This window comes from Thermococcus sp. LS1, assembly GCF_012027395.1.
GTDB lineage: Archaea > Methanobacteriota_B > Thermococci > Thermococcales > Thermococcaceae > Thermococcus.
Genome location: NZ_SNUJ01000002.1, coordinates 60,535 through 78,493 on the forward strand (window position 1 = coordinate 60,535; position 17,959 = coordinate 78,493).

The 17,959-nt window shown below is 52.0% G+C and carries 20 protein-coding genes; 10 read left to right on the forward strand and 10 right to left on the reverse strand.

The window, feature by feature from the left end; translation table 11 throughout:
• Positions 1 to 78: 78 nt before the first annotated feature.
• The 7 genes from E3E26_RS04760 (at position 79) to E3E26_RS04790 (ending at position 4,195) form a co-directional block, all read left to right on the forward strand.
• Complete coding sequence (locus E3E26_RS04760) at positions 79 to 759, forward strand: metallophosphoesterase (RefSeq protein WP_167900229.1); 681 nt, start codon at positions 79 to 81, stop codon at positions 757 to 759.
• A gap of 49 nt (positions 760 to 808) precedes the next feature.
• Complete coding sequence (locus tag E3E26_RS04765) at positions 809 to 1,567, forward strand: hypothetical protein (protein WP_167900230.1); 759 nt, start codon at positions 809 to 811, stop codon at positions 1,565 to 1,567.
• A 45-nt stretch (positions 1,568 to 1,612) separates the two neighbouring features.
• Positions 1,613 to 2,320, forward strand: coding sequence for a PrsW family intramembrane metalloprotease (locus E3E26_RS04770; RefSeq protein ID WP_167900688.1), 708 nt, complete (start codon positions 1,613 to 1,615; stop codon positions 2,318 to 2,320).
• Positions 2,313 to 2,519, forward strand: a complete 207-nt coding sequence (locus E3E26_RS04775; protein ID WP_167900231.1) for a hypothetical protein — start codon at positions 2,313 to 2,315, stop codon at positions 2,517 to 2,519. Before E3E26_RS04770 ends, E3E26_RS04775 begins: the two co-directional genes overlap by 8 nt.
• Positions 2,520 to 2,543: 24 nt before the next feature.
• Entirely contained in the window at positions 2,544 to 3,242 is a 699-nt protein-coding gene (locus tag E3E26_RS04780; RefSeq protein WP_167900232.1) for a hypothetical protein, read from the forward strand.
• Between the two features lie 111 nt (positions 3,243 to 3,353).
• A complete protein-coding gene (locus E3E26_RS04785) occupies positions 3,354 to 3,638 on the forward strand; it encodes a hypothetical protein (RefSeq protein WP_167900233.1) in 285 nt (94 codons plus the stop codon).
• Positions 3,635 to 4,195 (forward strand): hypothetical protein, encoded by a 561-nt coding sequence (locus E3E26_RS04790; RefSeq protein ID WP_167900234.1) that lies wholly within the window; start codon positions 3,635 to 3,637, stop codon positions 4,193 to 4,195. Before E3E26_RS04785 ends, E3E26_RS04790 begins: the two co-directional genes overlap by 4 nt.
• A gap of 68 nt (positions 4,196 to 4,263) precedes the next feature.
• On the opposite strand, the gene E3E26_RS04795 is transcribed toward E3E26_RS04790, so the two are convergent.
• The 6 genes from E3E26_RS04795 to E3E26_RS04820 all read right to left on the reverse strand — a co-directional run bounded on the left by E3E26_RS04795 (position 4,264) and on the right by E3E26_RS04820 (position 10,598).
• Positions 4,264 to 4,614: a DUF1667 domain-containing protein gene (locus tag E3E26_RS04795; protein ID WP_167900235.1), complete on the reverse strand. Its 351-nt coding sequence runs from the start codon at positions 4,612 to 4,614 to the stop codon at positions 4,264 to 4,266.
• Positions 4,611 to 5,867, reverse strand: coding sequence for an FAD-dependent oxidoreductase (locus E3E26_RS04800; protein ID WP_167900236.1), 1,257 nt, complete (start codon positions 5,865 to 5,867; stop codon positions 4,611 to 4,613). Before E3E26_RS04800 ends, E3E26_RS04795 begins: the two co-directional genes overlap by 4 nt.
• The gene (locus tag E3E26_RS04805; RefSeq protein WP_167900237.1) at positions 5,864 to 7,354 is read right to left on the reverse strand and encodes an NAD(P)/FAD-dependent oxidoreductase; all 1,491 of its coding nucleotides are present in this window, start codon (positions 7,352 to 7,354) and stop codon (positions 5,864 to 5,866) included. The genes E3E26_RS04800 and E3E26_RS04805 overlap by 4 nt, the downstream gene beginning before the upstream one ends.
• A 220-nt stretch (positions 7,355 to 7,574) precedes the next feature.
• Positions 7,575 to 9,056: a glycerol kinase GlpK gene (glpK, locus tag E3E26_RS04810; protein WP_167900238.1), complete on the reverse strand. Its 1,482-nt coding sequence runs from the start codon at positions 9,054 to 9,056 to the stop codon at positions 7,575 to 7,577.
• A gap of 59 nt (positions 9,057 to 9,115) precedes the next feature.
• A complete protein-coding gene (locus E3E26_RS04815; protein ID WP_167900689.1) occupies positions 9,116 to 9,865 on the reverse strand; it encodes a glycerophosphodiester phosphodiesterase family protein in 750 nt (249 codons plus the stop codon).
• Positions 9,849 to 10,598 carry a glycerophosphodiester phosphodiesterase family protein gene (locus E3E26_RS04820; protein WP_370520088.1) on the reverse strand — a complete coding sequence of 250 codons (750 nt, stop codon included), beginning with the start codon at positions 10,596 to 10,598 and terminating at the stop codon, positions 9,849 to 9,851. The genes E3E26_RS04815 and E3E26_RS04820 overlap by 17 nt, the downstream gene beginning before the upstream one ends.
• Before the next feature lie 74 nt (positions 10,599 to 10,672).
• Between E3E26_RS04820 and E3E26_RS04825 the strand changes: the two genes are divergently transcribed.
• The 3 genes from E3E26_RS04825 to E3E26_RS04835 all read left to right on the forward strand — a co-directional run bounded on the left by E3E26_RS04825 (position 10,673) and on the right by E3E26_RS04835 (position 14,282).
• On the forward strand, positions 10,673 to 11,998 hold the full coding sequence (locus E3E26_RS04825) for an SLC45 family MFS transporter (RefSeq protein ID WP_167900691.1): 1,326 nt from the start codon (positions 10,673 to 10,675) through the stop codon (positions 11,996 to 11,998).
• 97 nt (positions 11,999 to 12,095) lie between these two features.
• Positions 12,096 to 13,406, forward strand: a complete 1,311-nt coding sequence (locus E3E26_RS04830; protein WP_167900239.1) for an MFS transporter — start codon at positions 12,096 to 12,098, stop codon at positions 13,404 to 13,406.
• Between the two features lie 9 nt (positions 13,407 to 13,415).
• The gene (locus E3E26_RS04835; RefSeq protein ID WP_167900240.1) at positions 13,416 to 14,282 is read left to right on the forward strand and encodes an alpha/beta hydrolase; all 867 of its coding nucleotides are present in this window, start codon (positions 13,416 to 13,418) and stop codon (positions 14,280 to 14,282) included.
• Between the two features lie 82 nt (positions 14,283 to 14,364).
• On the opposite strand, the gene E3E26_RS04840 is transcribed toward E3E26_RS04835, so the two are convergent.
• The 4 genes from E3E26_RS04840 to E3E26_RS04855 all read right to left on the reverse strand — a co-directional run bounded on the left by E3E26_RS04840 (position 14,365) and on the right by E3E26_RS04855 (position 17,910).
• A complete protein-coding gene (locus E3E26_RS04840; protein ID WP_167900241.1) occupies positions 14,365 to 15,156 on the reverse strand; it encodes a class I SAM-dependent methyltransferase in 792 nt (263 codons plus the stop codon).
• Between the two features lie 224 nt (positions 15,157 to 15,380).
• Positions 15,381 to 15,998, reverse strand: coding sequence for a dTMP kinase (gene tmk, locus E3E26_RS04845; protein ID WP_167731002.1), 618 nt, complete (start codon positions 15,996 to 15,998; stop codon positions 15,381 to 15,383).
• 108 nt (positions 15,999 to 16,106) lie between these two features.
• Positions 16,107 to 16,814: a phospho-sugar mutase gene (locus E3E26_RS04850; RefSeq protein WP_167900692.1), complete on the reverse strand. Its 708-nt coding sequence runs from the start codon at positions 16,812 to 16,814 to the stop codon at positions 16,107 to 16,109.
• Between the two features lie 10 nt (positions 16,815 to 16,824).
• A complete protein-coding gene (locus E3E26_RS04855) occupies positions 16,825 to 17,910 on the reverse strand; it encodes a sugar phosphate nucleotidyltransferase (RefSeq protein ID WP_167900242.1) in 1,086 nt (361 codons plus the stop codon).
• Positions 17,911 to 17,959: the final 49 nt, after the last annotated feature.

Genomic DNA, 17,959 nt, shown 5'->3' on the forward strand with positions numbered 1-17,959 from the left:
TGTTCCATCAATGGTCAGATTTAAAACCTTTTCGGTTCCCCTAACAAAGTTTAAAAGCCAAAGGTTGAACCTCCTACCATGAAGCCGGAACCCCTCCCCGGCAAGGCCCTCCGATTGGGGAGCGCACTCATCATAGCGGACCTCCACCTAGGCTACGAAGTCAGTATGGCGAGGGAAGGCTTTTATCTTCCGAGGGTCTTCCATGAGGTTGTCGGTCAGCTTAAAGCCCTCCTCGAGAGGGAGAAACCAAAAACCCTAGTAATCGACGGCGATTTGAAGCACTCATTCATTCCTGAATGGCGAGAGAGAGAAGAGCTCAAGGCCTTCGTAGATGAGATCAGCCCGCTCGTTGATGAGATAGTTATTGTGAGAGGAAACCACGATGTGGGAACGCTCTGGCTTAAAGAGTCCAGCGTTGAAATCGTTGACGAGCTTGAACTTCACGGCTGGAAGCTTGTTCATGGGCATAAGCTCGTGGAGGGTGAACGATTTATTATCGGCCACGAGCATCCGGCAATAAGGCTACGCGATGAGGTAGGGGCGCTCATAAAGGTTCCTGCCTTTCTTATGAGTGATAATCTGGTCGTGCTTCCTGCCTTCAGCCCCTGGGCATACGGCAACGATGTGCTGCGCGAGATAGTGTCCCCTTTCCTGAGGGTATATGATGTAACAGGCTCGAGGGTTCTTGTACCCTTAGAGGATGACCTCCTTGACTTTGGACCCCTCGGAAGATTGGCCCAAATACTAAAGGGCCTTTGAGGTCAACCTTTTAATACCCCAAAATGGAACCTTACCCTCAGGTGATGAAATGAGGAAGCTTTACGTGGGAATTCTCATTGCGTTGATGGTGTTCGTCGCCGGATGCATATCCTCCGGAGGAACAACCTCGACGACGACCACAACCCCCAATCTCCCCTTCACGGCAGAAGATATTGAGAACGCCGTGAAGAGCCTTAAAAGCTATGAGTACACAATGAAGGTGGACAGCTACAACGGCACGAGGCTCGTCGCGCAGCTGGTGACCAGCGGGGCGATTGACTTTGAGAATGAGATGAAATCAACAGTTACCATCTCAAACGGCACCCTGAGGGGACCCCTTTACTATAAGACCTACTACTACACGACTCCCAAGGGCTACGCGACCCTGACTGACAGGAACGGGACAATCGTCTGGGAGGCGACCTGCTACGGACCCAATGAGGGGCCGAACCTGACGACATCGATACTTGACAACGTTTGGAAGGTGCTGACACTCCCCGATGTCAGGGTTGAAGAGGAAGGGGATTACTACGTCATCTACGCGAATGCAACCGGAGGAACCTTTGAGGTTGGGATGGAAAACACGAACGTTTACAGCACCCAGATTGAAATCAAGCTCACCAAAGATCTGATACCTATTGAAGTCAAGCAGACTGCATACTACACCAAAGGCGACGAGAAGTGGGTTGACGTCATCACTATCGAGATCAAAAACATTAACAGTGCAAAAGTGGAGCCGCCGTCGGAGCTGGTTCAGTACCTGAAGGAGCAGGGCATAGACCTGGACGAGCTCCTTGCCAGATGCTAAACCTTTAAATTTCCAGCCTTCCATTCTTTTTTGGTGAGCAGTGATATGGACGTGTTGAGTGCACTTGTGTTCTTCGCCTACGCTCCTGCGCTTGTCATACTCTGGTACTTCTATCACGCGGACAAGTTCGAGCCAGAGCCCAAAAAATACGTCATAGGCACATTCATCCTTGGCGGAACGCTCTCCGTTGGAATAGCGTACATCCTGGAGATGTTTCTTACTATCGGCGGCAGGGTGGATCCGGTACTCCCGACGACTGCCTTCTATGTGGCTCTCGTCGCAGGCATCGTGGAAGAGCCGGCCAAGGCCCTGGCGATTAGGTGGCCGTTCAAGGCAGGCCAGATGGACGGCATAATGGACGGCCTTGTTTACGGAGTCGCCGCTGGCCTCGGCTTTGCCGCCACGGAGAACTTCCTGTATGGCCTCGGTTACGGCATTCCGGTCACGATTGTGAGGGGATTCTTAACGCCCTTTGCCCACGCCACGTGGAGCGCAATAATTGGCGTTGGCTACGGCATGAAGGCCGAAGGAAAAGTGGACTCGGTGGGCCCGTTCTTCCTGCTGGCCATCATCCTGCACTTCGTCTGGGACTACTACGCCTTCCTAAGCTACAACGTGGCGGCATACCACATAATGTTGATTCTGTTCATTATGATCAACTTGGCGATACTGCGCTACTTCCTCCTGATGGGCCAAGCGGAGGATGCCAGTAGGATATGGTACTACTGGTTCAGGAGGGGTGGGTATGAGTGACAAGATTAACGAGGCCCTCTTTGAGGCGAGGCCTTACGTGGAGTACTATGAAAGGCTAGAAAATCTTGTAAAAGGGCTCTGGGCGAAGGCGGCAACTGAGGAGAACTTCCTTCGGCTCCTGAATGAGGAGCTTGAGCGTGCCGAGGAACCCTTCAGAACGGATCTTAGAATATTTCTCCAGAAGTTCGAGGCGCTTTGATTTTCCACTTTTTAACATATTTGGGTGGAGGCTATGAGAGCAAGTTCTCTTTATGTCTTCTTGCTTCTTATGATTATCACTCTGAACGTAGTTTATTACGTGGTACCTGCTTCCACGGATAGGGGATACTCGTACAACTTTTCCGGTTTCTGGTGGTGGGGCCCGATGGGGAGACACGAGTTCTACGGGCGTGGTTACTGGAACTGCAGTTCTATTGGCTGGCGTAAGGTGGGGTACTATCCTGATGACATAGATGTTAAGAAAACTGAAGTCTTCACGGCGGATGACAGAATCGTAATCGTAAAGTGGAAGTGGTCCCGAAAGGAAACTCAAACCTTAAACTTGACTTTGAAGAACCTCCGCGAGGTCTTCTATGACCCTTGGTCTCATGCGGTACAGCTCTCCACAAGTCCCAATGTGAGCGTCTTCACGAATGGCAATGTTACCACATACGTTCTGAGGAGCGTTTCCGAAGATGAGTGTGCCATCCACGAGGCAGTTCAGAAGGCCGTTTTTGTAGGAGACATGCCCGTGAGTTTAACCGTCATTAAGGTTGGGAGAACAAAAATCCAGAATGGCACTATGACTTGTCTGGACGCCGATTATGAGAATCGGATTGAATACACAATCTCCCCACAATGCCCATCTCCACTCTATAGAGGCGGGTTAAACAATGATGTCATTCGGGCTCTCTTTTCGTGGATTGAGTTCATTGGAGGGTAGTGCCGCTTTCCACTTTTTGCTGACTATTTTCAGTGGTATATAAAATTTGAATAGATAAATTATTTAAACCTACTATTCTCTTTTATTTGAACAACTACTGGGGGGTGTACTATGAGGAGGTTCATGGGATTTGCCTTGGTACTTTTGGTAGTTGTGATGAGTGGGTGCATTGGAAATGATGCCCTTACAGAGGAGAAGGTAATGAATGCCATAGACTCGATAGATACATACTCCTCTCACCTCAACGAGAGCTTAGTGATGAATATGACGTTTATCTCACCTCACAAGAATGATACCCTGAATCTGAGGATTCTCTATTCCATTCTCGGCAACGAGAGCTTCAAAGAATCAAGGAAGCTGTTCCACATAAACACGACAGTCGAGCTGATGGGATGACAATTCACTTCCCCACGGAGGTCTACGTTAACGGGAACTCTTCATACGTCAAAGCAGAGGGTAAATGGATGACCTACGATGAATTTGTTGAAAAATACGACGCCGAAGACACGGCCCAAGATGTTGAGAGAATCACCGAGAAGTTCAACCTAACTTACAAGACCATCAAAAAGCTCATGCAGAACAAGACCATCGAGTTCATGATGGAGAACGAGCTTTATGTTGTGAAGGTGAACGTTACCCTGAGAGAACTGTGGAACGCCACAGGAGTGGAGGATGTAATTCTCGGAGACCTTGAAAAGGAACTCAGGAGCGCGGGAATGGAGTTTATTTACAACGAGACGCCCGGATACGTCATCATCAAGTTCACGAAGGACGGCTATCCCGTCTATTTCGAGAGGTTCAACAGCGGCGTCATGGAGTTCCGCGACCCCGAAACTGGGAAGAAGGCCATCATCCGCTGGTCTGACCACGTTGTGGAGAAGTTCTGGGACATAAATCAGGCTAAGATTGAGCCTCCTGAGGACTTAATGAAGATTATCCAGGACAACCAGTGACTTCATTTTTCCTTTTAGAACCCTTAGTCTACGACAAAACCCTTTTGATCGAAAAGAAAAGGAAGAATCTAGGCCCCCCTCGTCGCCACTATTTTTACCCCGTGCCACTCAGCTATGACATCCCCGACGTTTACCGGCGCATCCACCTCCAGCTTTGAAAGGAACTCCATCAGCTCCGGGATCTTCTCCTTCGGTACCGGTTCTGCGGTCTTTACACTCACCGTCGGCAGGGCACCGTTCCTGACCTTGATGACGCTCATGACAACTCTCTTTGGATTGGTAACCTCCTCGATGGCCCACTCCTTGCCCCTCGGACAGGTGTATCCCTTGACCTCGCCGATCTTGCCGTTCTCAACCTCGACTTCCAGTGCACAGCCGAGGGGGCAGACAATGCAGGTAAAGCGGTAGGTCTTCTTCATAGCGGCACCACCTCCATGGTGATGCCGTCCCTGGCCTTCGCGATCTCCTCCCTTCTCAGCTTCACTCTGAGCATCTCCGCCGGCTTGACCACTGGAAGGCGGAGCTTTTTGCCTATCTCTGGGAAGCGAACCTCGACGTTCTCCATCGGTTTTGAAACGCGCGCGTATATCCAGACGTCCCTCTCGCCGCTGAGATAGTGTGGAACCAAAAGCCTGACGTTCTCGCCTTTTTCCAGCTTAATCCAGCGCCTCGTTGGTATCCCCTCTTTGTCTATGAAGAGCCTTGCCCCCTCCGCGGCAAGCTCACCCTGCTCGGCAACGTAGTCCACGAGGTCGTTTATAATGACCGAGTTTCCAGCGGCGAATATTCCTGGAACACTCGTCTCAAAGAGGTCGTTGACGACCGGTCCACCCGTTGCTGGGTCTATTTCAACCCCAATGGCGGTGAGGAGTTTGACGTTTGGCACGAGGCCGGCCGAGATTATCAGCGTGTCAGCCTCAATCCAGAACTCCGTTCCTGGGATTTCCCTTAGATTCTCATCAACTTTAACGATCTTGACCCTCTCGACCCTCTCCTTTCCCCGGACTTCAACGACCTTGTGGCTCAGATATAGCGGAATATCGAAGTCCCTGAGTATCATTATGTTCCTGGCCAGGCCTCCGGGATAGGGCATCAGCTCGATTACGGCCTTGACCTTTGCTCCTTCAAGGGCAAAGCGACGCGCCATTATCAGTCCAACGTCGCCTGAACCCACGATGACGATTTCTTTTCCCGGCATTACACCGTAGATGTCCATGAGCGTTTGGGCCTCTCCTGCGGTGTAGATTCCCGCCCCCCTGTCTCCGACGATTCCTATCTCAAATGCGTGCCTCTCACGCGCTCCGGCGGCGTAGATTATAGTCCTTGTCCAGACCTGATAGGCTCCGCTTGGAGAACTGAATACAACGACTTTCTCGAGGTCTGAGTAGTTTTTAATCTCCAGAACCCTCGCGGCCGTCCTGTAATCAACGCCCAGCTCCACAAGCCTCTTAGCGAAGCGTGCCGCGAACTCCGGCCCGGTGAGCTCCTCTTTGAAGTAGTGCAGTCCGAAGCCGGGATGTATGCACTGGGGCAGGATACCGCCAAGGTAGTCGTTGTCATCGAGGAGGAGAACTTTAAGTCCGAGCTTCTTTGCCCTTACGGCGGCCGCCATTCCTGCAGGTCCGCCGCCAATGACGACAACGTCGTAGTTGAGCATTGGAAGGTCGTTCATGCCTCCTCACCTCTGAGGAGAACCTTAACGTCACCTATACCGACCTCGCTTCCCTTTCCTTTCAGTGTAACCTCCCAAGGCCCGACACCATACTCCCTCGCGAGGAGCTGGATTATTCTCGGCCTGCAGAAGCTTCCCTGACAGGTTCCAGTCGTTGCCTTGGTCCTGAACTTGACGGAGTCGACGCTCGGTGTCTTTATACCGATGAACTTCATTCTCTCTATTGCCTCTAGAACATCCCCCTCGCTAACGCGGTTGCATCTGCAGATAACCTTTCCGTAGGCGGGGTCTCTTTTGACGACCTCGTTTATTTGAGCCGGCGAGAGCATGAAGAAGTGGGTGATTTCCTTCCTGTAGGGATTCCACTTCCTTTTTTCAACGAGTTCTATTCCAAGGTCGCGCTGGATTATTTCGGCTACCTCGTAGGCTATCGCAGGGGCGCTCGTGAGACCGGGCGAGCGAATTCCGGCGACGTTTATGAAGCCCCAGACTTCCTCTTCGGCCTTTATTATGAAGTCTCCACCCGTTGGTTCGGGCCTCAGGCCGGCGAACGTTCTGATGACCTTGCTCCTCGGCGGCAGCTGCGGCCAGAGCTTTTTCGCACCTTCCCAGACCTGCTCAAGTCCTTCCCTTGTGGTCGCCAGGTTCTCCTTCTCCTCCGGAGGCAGGTCTTGAGCATTCGGTCCTATCATGAGGTGTCCGCTGATTTCTGTCGTGACAACTATGCCCTTGCTTATTGGCGTCGGCGTCGGGAAGAGAACGCGCCTTGGCCCGGGAATGCTATCATCAAAGAGGAAGTACTCGCCCTTCCTCGGGTGAATCTCGAAGTAGTCTATCCCCGCCATCCTAGCTATCTCGTCGGCGTAAAGTCCGGCGGCGTTAATAACTACGTCCGCCTCTATGAAGCCGTCCTTCGTCTCAACACCTCTAACCTCGCCGTTCTCCACCTTTATGCCAGTGACTTCGGTCTCGAGGTGGGTTTTGACGCCATTGGCAACTGCATTTTCGACTATCGCTATAACCGCTGGAATCGGGCCTATCTGGCCGACTATTGGAACCCACAGCGCTCCGATGGCTTCCTTCGTGAGGTTTGGCTCAAGGTGGAAGAGCTCCTCCCTGTCTACTATGCGCATCTCGGGAACGCCGTTCTCCCTTCCGCGCTCCAGAAGTCTCTCCAGCTCGTCGAAGTCCTCTTCCTTCGTTGCCACTATCAATGCTCCGTTCCAGACGTGGGGGATTTCTAGCTCCTTGACCCACTGGTGCCAGAGTCTGTTACCACGGATGCACAACTTGGCCCTCATCGGGTACTTTTTCGGGTCGTCATCGTAGCCGCCGTGAATTAAGGCTGTGTTGGCCTTGCTGACGCCCCAGCCGACGTCTGGAGCCTTCTCAATCAGATGCACTTCAAGGTTCTCGTACCTGCTCAGAACGCGTGCTATGCTCGCGCCGCTTATTCCCGCGCCGATTATGGCGACCTTGGTTTTCATTTTTTTCTCCCTCCGAGTTAACTTGAGAAAGGACTTTCTCCATTTTAAAGCTTTCTTTAACCTCAGGTTTGGCTCAAAAGGAAGGAGAGAACAGATTTGGGCATGAAGAGGGGGAACGTGGGTGGACACTCATCAAATGAACAGATATGGTGTTTGCTCTGTCCATAGCTTCAAGTCTTATATGTATGCCAAAAAGAAGAAGGCCAGAGCTATGCGTTCGTCAAGCCTCAACGACCTTCGCCCATCCAATGGCCCTCTTTACTGCCTCCTTCCAGCCAGCGTAGAGCTTCCTGCGGGTTTCTTCGTCCATCACTGGCTCGAAGACCCTATCTGCCTTCCACAGGCTCTTTATTTCTTCAAGGCCCTCCCAGTAGTCAACGGCCAGTCCCGCCAGATAGGCCGCTCCCAAAGCTGTGATCTCCTTCACGACGGGCCTGACGACCCTCCTGTTGAGTATATCCGCCTGGAACTGCATCAGGAAGTCGTTCGTTGTTGCTCCCCCATCGACGCGAAGTTCCTTTATCCCCACGAGCCTATCCATCTCCTCGACCACGTCATGCGTCAAGTAGGCTATAGCTTCAAGCGTCGCCCTTGCGAGGTGCTCCCTGCCGGTTCCGCGCGTTATACCAATTATCAGCCCCCTGGCGAACTGATCCCAGTAAGGGGCTCCAAGGCCAACGAAGGCAGGGACGAAGTAGACTCCCTCATTGCTCTCCAGCTTCCGGGCGAGTTCCTCCGTTTCCGGTGCACTCTTGATTATCTTTATCCCATCGCGGAGCCATTGAACTGCCGCCCCTGTTATGAAGACGCTTCCCTCTAGGGCATAGGAGACTTTTCCATTTAACCCCCACGCTATCGTGGTGAGCAAATTATCTGAATAGCGGACGGTCTTGCCCGTGTTGACCAGGATAAAGTTTCCGGTTCCGTATGTTGCCTTAACCATGCCCGTCTCGAAGGCGGCCTGACCGAAGAGTGCCGCCTGCTGGTCGCCCGCATCACCGCTGACTGGGATTTCGGCACCTAAGAGCTCCTTTCTCGTGTAACCGTAGACCTCACTTGACTCTTTAACCTCCGGAAGAACGCTCTCGGGGACCTCAAAGATTTCGAGAAGCTCGTCGTCCCATTCGAGCTTCTTGATGTTGAAGAGCATTGTTCTGGATGCGTTTGAGTAATCCGTAACATGCTCGCCCGTGAGGCGGTAGATGAGGAAGGTGTCAACCGTTCCGAAGAGAACCTCGCCTTTCTCAGCTTTCTCCCTAAGGCCCGGCACGTTGTCGAGAAGCCACTTAAGCTTGCTGGCCGAGAAGTAAGCATCCGGAACTAACCCGGTCTTCTCCTTAATGACCTCGCCGTATTCTCGCTTTATTTCTTCGACCATCTCAGCGGTTCTTCTGCACTGCCAGACTATGGCGTTGTAGAGCGGTCTTCCGCTCCTGTCCCAGACTATCGTCGTCTCGCGTTGGTTGGTTATTCCTATTGCCTCTATCTGATTTGGCTCAATCTTCGCTGTTTCAATAGCCGTTTTTATCGCCCTGAACTGAGCCTCCCAGATTTCCTCCGGATTGTGCTCCACCCACCCCGGTCTGGGATAGTGCTGGGGAAACTCGTACTGCCCAACGCCGAGGACGTTGCTTTCCTTATCAAAGACTATTGCCCTTGCGGAGGTAGTTCCCTCATCAAGCGAGAGAATGAACCTGTCCATCCTTGTTCACCAGTGATGAGAAAAGTAAAAGATGGTATATTAGGGCTTCGGTCGTTGCCTTACCTGAGTCCCAATCTCCTTAAGTACTCAATCATTCTCTCAACGTCGTTCGCTATGACGACCTCGAAGAGGCCCTTCAGCTTGGCCAGGTTATCGTCTTTGTAGAAGAGAACGTCATTCTCCGTCCAGAGGGCGACCTTGAGGCCGAGTGAGCGCGCCCAACCTATTGCCTGGACGGTTTTCTCGAAGCCAATTATCGGGATTGCCTCCATGGGGACGTTTATCGACCAGAGGTTGAGCTCTTCCTTGAGCTTCGGTATGAGGGGTACAACTTCTTCCCTGTCTATGAGCAGCCCCATGGTCGTTTCCGTGTCCTGCTTCCGGTATTCCCTGAGTGCCTCAATCTCGAAGGAGGATATCATAACTCTCTCGGGATCGTTCTCGTTGACTATTCTGGCAACTTCCCTTGCTGTATCGACGTCCTTGAGTTCGATGTTTATCAGCGCGTCCTTCGGGATGACTTCAAAGACCTCCTCAAGCGTTGGAATCTTCTCGCCCATGCCTATGTCTGCCTTCTTGAGCTCTTCCAGCGTCATTTCTTTCTGTTTTCCGCTTAGGTTGCTTGTCCTGTCTATACTCTCGTCGTGCATGACTATGACCTTTCCATCCCGAGTGAACCAGACGTCGAGCTCGATTCCATCTGCCCCGGCTTCCACAGCTTTTCTAAAAGCCAGGAGGCTGTTTTCTGGGTATTTGCCCATGTATCCGCGGTGTCCGAGGACGATAACCTTATCACGTTCCCAGAACATTGGCATCGCCTCCAGCGAATAGACCTTTAGGGTAAAAACTTTTTCTCAATCTGGCCGGGTCGTCCGAGATGACTGCGTCCACAAAGGGAAGAAGCCTCGGGACCCAGTAAAGCTCGTCCATCTGGTAGTTCCAGAGGTAAACCCTCGTTCCCCGCTTCCTTAGGGTTCTGAGGAGAACCACCAGCGCTTTGTAGCCGACATAACCGATGGCGTCAATCGGCACATGGATGGAGTAGAGGTCCCTAAGTTTCGTGAGATGGAAGAGTGAGGAATAACCTACTATCGAGAAGCCAACTTTACAGTCCGAGCACTCTCTCAGCAGTCCCCTGGCCACTTTCGGGCTTTCAGTTGAGAAAATCGTGTTCTCAAGGACTTTAAACCTCTCAGCGAGGGCAATAACTCTCTCTATGGCTTCTGTTTCTTTTACATCGACGTTGAAGAGAGCTCCGGAGAATTCCCTGAAAACGTTCCTGACCGTTGGGATAAGCTTCCCGTTGGGATGCACCCTTCTAAGTTCCCTCAAGCTCAGCTCCCGGATATAAAGATACGAACCGTTAGCCTGAAAACCCTCGTCGTGATGAACCACAAGCTTTCCGTCGCCTGCGACTCTCACATCGAACTCTATCCCGTCGGCGTATCTGAGCGCCCTTCTAAAGGCGGGAGGTGTGTTCTCGAGTCTTCCCCTGAAGCCCCTGTGTCCGAGGATCGTTGGTGATACCATTGCTACTCCCACATTTGCGGAGACCAAAAATCCTTAAAAACTCAGCGTTCCAGTTCATTGAGGACTAAAATAGATGGGTGATGAACATGAAGGACTTCAGGTACAGCAGGATATTTATCCTTGGTTTTGGCTTCTTTGGGATAAGTATCATCTGGGCTCTCTACAACGCCTACATACCGATTTTCCTGCAGGACACGTTCCACCTCAGCAAGACTGTTACGGGCTTCATTATGACGATAGACAACCTATTCGCGGTTCTGCTCCTCCCGTTCCTTGGGGCTTTAAGCGACATGACACGCACCAAACTTGGAAGGAGGAAGCCTTACATTCTCCTCGGTGCACCTTCGGCCGCTCTTATGTTCGCGCTCATTCCCGTTGCCAGGGAATACGAAAGCCTTGCCCTCTTCATGGGAACTATTATATTCATGAACTTCTTCATGGCACTCTTCCGCTCGCCGGTCATAGCATTCATGCCGGACATAACGCCGAGTGAAAAGCGAAGCCAGGCTAACGGAATAATCAACTTCATGGGCGGCCTCGGTGCCCTGCTCGCTTACTTCGGTGGTAAGGCCCTCTACGATATGAACTACGCTTATCCCTTCTATCTTGGTGCGGCGATAATGCTCCTTGCCAACCTGCTCGTGGTCCTTCTCGTCCCTGAGCCCGAGGAGTACCGCGTCTCTGGGAAGAAGCTTGAGCTCAAGAAGCTTCTCAAGGAAACAACCAGAAAGAGCTTCGGCGAGTTAAAGGAGAACCTCAAGGACGTCTTCGCGAGTGAGGAAAGGAGCCTCTTTGCCATCCTTGTGGCGATATTCTTCTGGTTCATCGCCTTCAACTCCCTGGAGACCTTCTTCACGAGCTACGCCAAGTATCACCTTGGAATCGAGGAGAGCACCGGAGCCTTCATGCTGGGAGTTTTCTCGCTTAGCTTCATGGTATTTGCCATTCCCGCCGGTTTCATAGGTGGCCGCTTTGGAAGAAAGAGGACGATAACCCTTGGCCTTCTCATAGTCGTTGCTATAATGCTCTTAGCTTACCAGCTCGGTGAAAGTTCGAAGCCGGCCAGCAGCTCCCTCAACGACCCGGTAGTGATGAGCTTCATGGGACTGTTCTTCGTCGGCGGCATAGGCTGGGCTATGGTCAACGTCAACTCCCTGCCGATGGTCGTCGACATGACCACCGAAGAAAAGCTCGGTGGCTACACGGGTCTCTACTACTTCTTCAGCCAGGCCGCAAACCTCGTGGCACCGCCCCTCTCCGGAGCGTTCATAGACGTGGCTGGCTATAAAACGCTACTGCCCTTCGCGACGATGTTTTTCATACTGGCAATGATAGCCATGCAGTTCGTCAGGAGGGGAGACATCGTCAGGGAGAAGAGCAACATCTACGACTACGTACCCGATATGGACTGAGACCTTGTTCTATTCTTACTCCTTTTCTTAGTCCTTCGAACCGAAAATGTAAAAACTCCGTTTTAACATAAAGGTGTCAAAATAAGGGGGTGAAACCATGGACAGGAAAGGCTTCAGCTGGAGTGTTGTTCTTGGTCTGGCCCTGCTCGGATTCAGCAGGAGCGTCGGCTGGGCACTGAATAAGGGCCTCTCCTTCCCACTGCTTTCGAGCTACACACAATCGGCCTTTGTGAAAGGAACGATTTTGGCTTTCGAGGGTTTCATCGGTCTGTTCATCCCCGTTCTTCTCGGCTATTACAGCGATACGCTCAAATCAAGGCACGGAAGGAGAAGGCCGTTCATTATGGCGGGTGGTCTCCTGGCAGGAATAGCTGCGTTGATGATCTACACTGCCTACGCCATGGGAGTTCCACTCTGGGGCTTTGCACTGACGCTGGGATTCTTCTACCTCTCGATGCACCTCTACACGGCGCAGTATAGGGCTTTGATGCCCGACACCATCGAGAGCGGTCAGAGGGGTAAGGCCAGCGGGGTTATCACACTCCTCGAATGGGCCGGCAACCTCTTCCTCTTCGGCCTTGCCGGCTACCTCATAGCAAAGGCCGTGGCCGAAACTGGTGAGAGCGAAGGGATAAAGGCCCTTGCACAGACGCCCTACCTCAAGGTTCCATTCCTCGTTACGGCTTTCTTCCTCATAGGTGCGGCTCTCTTCGTTTACTTCATCGTTAAGGAGCCCGAAGCACCGGAGATTGAGGAGAACGAGAGCCTCAAGGATTACCTCAAGAGCATCGTCGAAAACCGTGACTTCCTCAAGTTCTACGCGGCCCAGACACTCTGGTGGATGAGCTTCGAGTTCATAGCGATTTTCCTCTACGGTATCTTGGCGTACATCCTCCACGGCTCGGCCAGCGAAGAGAACGTTAAAGCTGTGACCTCCCTCGGTCTCTATCTCATGGCACTCTTTAATGTCACTGTTCTGCTAGGTGCTCTCCCGGGAGGTCTCATCTACGACAAGCTCGGCAGGAGGCTCAGCATAATCCTTGGCGGCGTTATCTTTGCACTACCGCAGCTCTGGGGCTGGTTCATAACGAGCCAGACAGAGATAGTGATAGCCCTTGGAATAGCGGGAATCGGCTGGGGAATCCTGATGGCTGCATCCTACCCTGTCATCGGCGATCTGCTTACCCACTATGAAAAAGAGGCCTTCACTGGCAGATACTACGGCTTCTTTGAGGCGACGCGCTCCCTTCCAGTGCTGCTGGCAGGAATAGTCGGCGGTGCCATAGTTGACCTGGCCGGCGAGAACTACAGGATACTCTTCCCGATAGGCGCAATCCTTGTGCTCTTGGCCATGCCGATGATATGGCACATGAAGAACCTCGAGGTCAGCAAAGCAGAATCAGAGTGAGGTGATAGCATGGGCTGGCTGATTGGCCTTGGAGTTCTTATCTTTCTCTTTATTCTCTTCCTCGCATTCGTCGGTTACAAGATGATCAAGCCCCCAAGGCTGATTGAAGATTGGACGCCGAAGGATTTCGGCTTCGACTACGAAGACGTGACGATAGAGACGCACGATGGCCTCAAGCTGAGCGGCTGGTGGATTGACAACGGGAGCGAGAAAACAGTGATTCCCCTCCACGGCTACACCGCGAGCAGATGGTACAGCCTCTACATGAAGCATACAGTTGAATTCCTGCTCAAGGAAGGCTACAACGTTCTGGTCTTTGACTTCCGCGCCCACGGGAAGAGCGAGGGCAAATACACGACAGTTGGCGATAAAGAGCTAATTGACGTTATCTCTGCAATAGACTGGCTGAAGAAGGAGCACCCGGGCAAGGCAGAGAAGATTGGCCTTATTGGCTTTTCGATGGGTGCGATGGTAACGATAAGGGCCCTTGCAGAGGATGAGCGGGTCTGCTGCGGCGTGGCTGACTCCCCGCCTATGGACATGGACAAGACCGGAGCGAGAGGGCTCAAATACTTCGCAAAGCTCCCAGAGTGGTTCTACATCGTCGTCAAGCCGTTTACAAAGCTCTTCAGCGGCGGAAAGGAGCTGCATCCCATCGAGTACGCCGATAGAGTCAAAAAGCCCCTTCTGCTTATAGCAGGAGAGAAGGATCCACTCGTCACGGTCGAGGAGATTAGGGGGTTCTACGAGCGGAACAGGAAGATAAACCCAAACGTTGAGCTCTGGGTAACCGATGCTGCCCACGTCAGGACGCTCAAGTTATATCCCGAAGAATGGAGAGCGAAGGTCGGGGAGTTTCTGAGGAAGCATCTTTAACTTTCTCCCTTTCCTTTCACTCGGGTCAGTCCCTATACCCATTATATGCTTCGAGCAAAGAATTATATTGCATAGTACAGGCTTACCAAGAGTTCTGAAATTCAGAGTAAATCTCACGGGCAATTTTTCTCCTTGGTCGCCTAAAGACGAGAACCTCAGAAACTCCCGAAACACCGTGCTCTGGTGGAGTTATTAATTCGGCATCCTTGAAGAAAATCTTTCCCAGGGCGAGCTGTGAAGCTAAGTCCCATGCCCTCAGCTCCATCTCCGTGACCTTCTCAAAGCCCGGCAGTCTGTAGTATCCCCTCTTCTCGATCCCCCTTCGAACATCGTATCCCTCGTGAAGTGAAACTAGCGTGTACTCTTCTGTTTTTGCCTCAACTAAAAAGTTCTTGTAGTTGGAGTGGTAGAGAAACCTGCTTATTCTGTCTGTTTCTTCGATAAAGAAAGTCCCATCCTCACTTAGAACAACGGCAACACCAGCGAACAATCTTACCACCTCAAACGGGTCAAAATGCGGCATTGTATGTCCCCAAAGAACGGCAACGTCGTGCTTGTCCACGAGAGTGGGAAGTGTCAAGACATCCCCAGCAATCAGGTTGAGTTCTGGGTTTATACTGGCTATTTCAAGCCACTCTGTCACTCTTTTCAAATCCTCATCTCTTGCTTCCACAAGTGTCAATTTTGATGCAGAAAGAGCTTTGGCCACCGCCACACCCGCTATTCCAGTCCCCGCACAGAGGTCAAGGACGCTTGAAGCATTAACTTCCTGCCCTTCAAAAAAGCGGACTATTGAATGAAACCTCTGCACTGCCCTTACATCTTTTGGCTCCATCCACCATCTAAAGTGCCTGTAAAATTCTTTAAGCGACATCAGACCACCATAAAGTGCTGGGAGGTCGATTTTAAAACTTTTAAGGCCTCGGCTAACCCTCTTTTCCTCACCGCTCAGCGTGGCTAACGCTCGTCATCGGCCGAGAAGAGTTTGCCTCAAGGTTTAAAAAGAATCCGCCGAAGAAAAGCGGGGGATGAGGAGCGTTTACCGGTCTGAGACTGCGCTCCGCGCGGCACGTGATGACATCGGCACTGGCCGACCCCTTACTTCTTGAGGAGCTCGTGCTCGACCAGGGCCACGATGTCGTTGTGGATGTCTTCCACGCTTGCCAGTGCGTTCACTATCCTCATCTCAGGAAATCTCTCCGCGAGCTTGAGGTAGTTCTCCCTGACCTTCTTCTGAAGCTCTGCTATCTTGTCGAACTCCGTCTTTATGCTTCTGCCGTTTATGCGCTTCATGCTCTCCTTGACCGGCAAATCAAGCAGAATAACGAGGTCAGGCCTTACGGCAAAGCGGTTCAAGTCAATCAGCCACTCGAGGTCGAGACCGCGAGCCCACTGGTAGGCGAGTGAGGAGTAGAAGTAGCGGTCTGAAATAACAATCTTCCCTGTCTTGAGGGAGGGTTTTATCAGCTTGTGGACGTGTTCGGCCCTGTCGGCCGCGAAGAGGAGCGCCTCTGCTTCGTGGCTTATTCGAGCGCCATCTATTATACCTTCCTTACCACCCGTTAGGACGAGCCTCCTGATGAGCTTTCCAAAGGCAGTATCGGTCGGCTCTTTCGTCAGAACAACGTCGTAACCTTTCTTTTTGAACCACTCCGCCAGAAGCCTTGCTTGAGTTGATTTGCCTGCGCCATCGATGCCTTCAATGACAATAAACATTCCCACAGGTGTCACCCCCAAAATGAACGGGAGAGGTATAAGGGACTCCCCTTTTAACGCTTTTCTCTTTGGATTTTTTGAAGGCTTTAAAAGGGGAGATAAAAAATCTCAAAGGTTCTTCTTCATGTGATCGAGGAGCTTCCACATGCTGCTGAACTCAAGCTCTTCTCCATCCCTGTAGAACTCGACGACACCTTCTGGCCTGAAGCGCAGTCCAAAGTCGTAGTCCCCCTTGTTCAGCTTGTGGAGGAAGACCTCCTTCGGTTTCGGCGGCAGATAACTCGTCATCATGTCGTTTATCAGCTCGACCTCGAAGCCGAAGTGGTCGCTTATCCTCGGGAAGAAGAGCACCGCGGGAGTGTTCATTGCATCTACGAGGGCTTTGCCCTTAACGCGGAAGTTGTAGTGCTTGAATATTTCGTGCAGGAAGTCGTCGAGAGCGTTGGGATAATAGACTGTCGCGCCAATGTCGTTGGGCTGCGCCTCTATGAAGCTCTTGCTCTCGAGGATGGTCTTTATTTCTTCGCTGTCTATGCCGCTGACGTAAACCCTAACGCCGCCGTAGTAGTAGACGTAAGCCAGGGGAAGGCCCTTCCTGTGGGCAAAATCTTTGAGCGCTATGAGGGGAATGAGCCTGACGTCCATTATAGTCGAGCCGGTGCTGACTATTCCGACCACCATTGCCCTTTTTCCGTAGCGGGAAATTGCTCTGCCGTCCCTTCCGACGATTATGGTCCCGTGGGATATCGTTCCTATGGCCCTTCCAAGAAGGGCAAGCTCCTCGGGGTTGAACCTCTGGGAGTAATACACTTCCACATTCACCACCTCAGTCAGGCAGTATAATACTTTCCCTACCAATCCTCGACTCCACCCAAATCTTGACGTTGGAGCCGATCTTGCTGAAGTCCTCGATGAGCGTGTTATCGCCTATAACGCTTCCGGGCTGGATGATCACGCCCTTACCGATATGAACGTTCTCGCCTATTATGGCTTCCTTAACTTCGGCGCCTTCATCTATAGTGACATTTGGAAATATCACCGAACGCTCTATTTTAACGTTTCTGCCGATTTCCACGTCATCCCCGAGCAGGGCGAAGCCCCTTATCTCGGGCCTTCGGAGGGTGCACCTCTGCCCGGTAACCAGAGTGCCTCCATGCTCGAGGTTTCCCTTCAGGCTCTTCGTCCTTAGCCCGGGGAGCATCAGCCTTCCGTGGAAGACGTCCTCCGTCGCCTGCAGGTAGCTCGATGGCCTGCCCACATCGTTCCAGTACTCCCTGAAAGGAAATCCGTAGAGTGGCAAATCGTTTTCGAGCATCCGGGGGAAGAGGTCCTTTGAGAAGTCGAAGTTCTTTTCTTTTGGAACTAAGTCAAATGCCTCCGGCTCGAAGACGTAGATACCGGAGTTAACTAAATCGCTGAATGCTTCCTCAGGTTTCGGCTTCTCTTTGAATCGGAGGATTCTGCCGTTGTGGTCTATTATGGCTATGCCGTACTGCGTTGGGTCTTCAACTTTGGACAGTGCTATCGTCGTGAGGCCCTTTTTCCTGATGTGGTAGTCGTAGAGCGCCTTGAGGTCAAGGTTCATGAGCACGTCACTGGAAACGACGAAAAATGTCTTGTCTATGTGCTTGACCACCTTTTTTGTCGCACCTGCCGTCCCGAGCTTGACGTTCTCGCCGTTGGAGTAGTGTATCTCAACCCCCCACTGGCTGCCATCACCGAAGTACTCCATGATGCGCTCCTTGAGGTAGCCAACGAGGATGTATATCTCGTCGACTCCAGCTTTGATGAGGTTCTGAAGGGTATACTCCATCAGCGGCCTGTTGAAGAAGGGTACCATGGGCTTTGGTCTGTAGACTGTGAGCGGAAGTAGTCTCGTTCCCTTGCCCCCTGCCAGAATCACTGCCTTCATTCCATGCACCGCTGGACTATATCGCCGGAAGTTAATATACTTTGCGCAT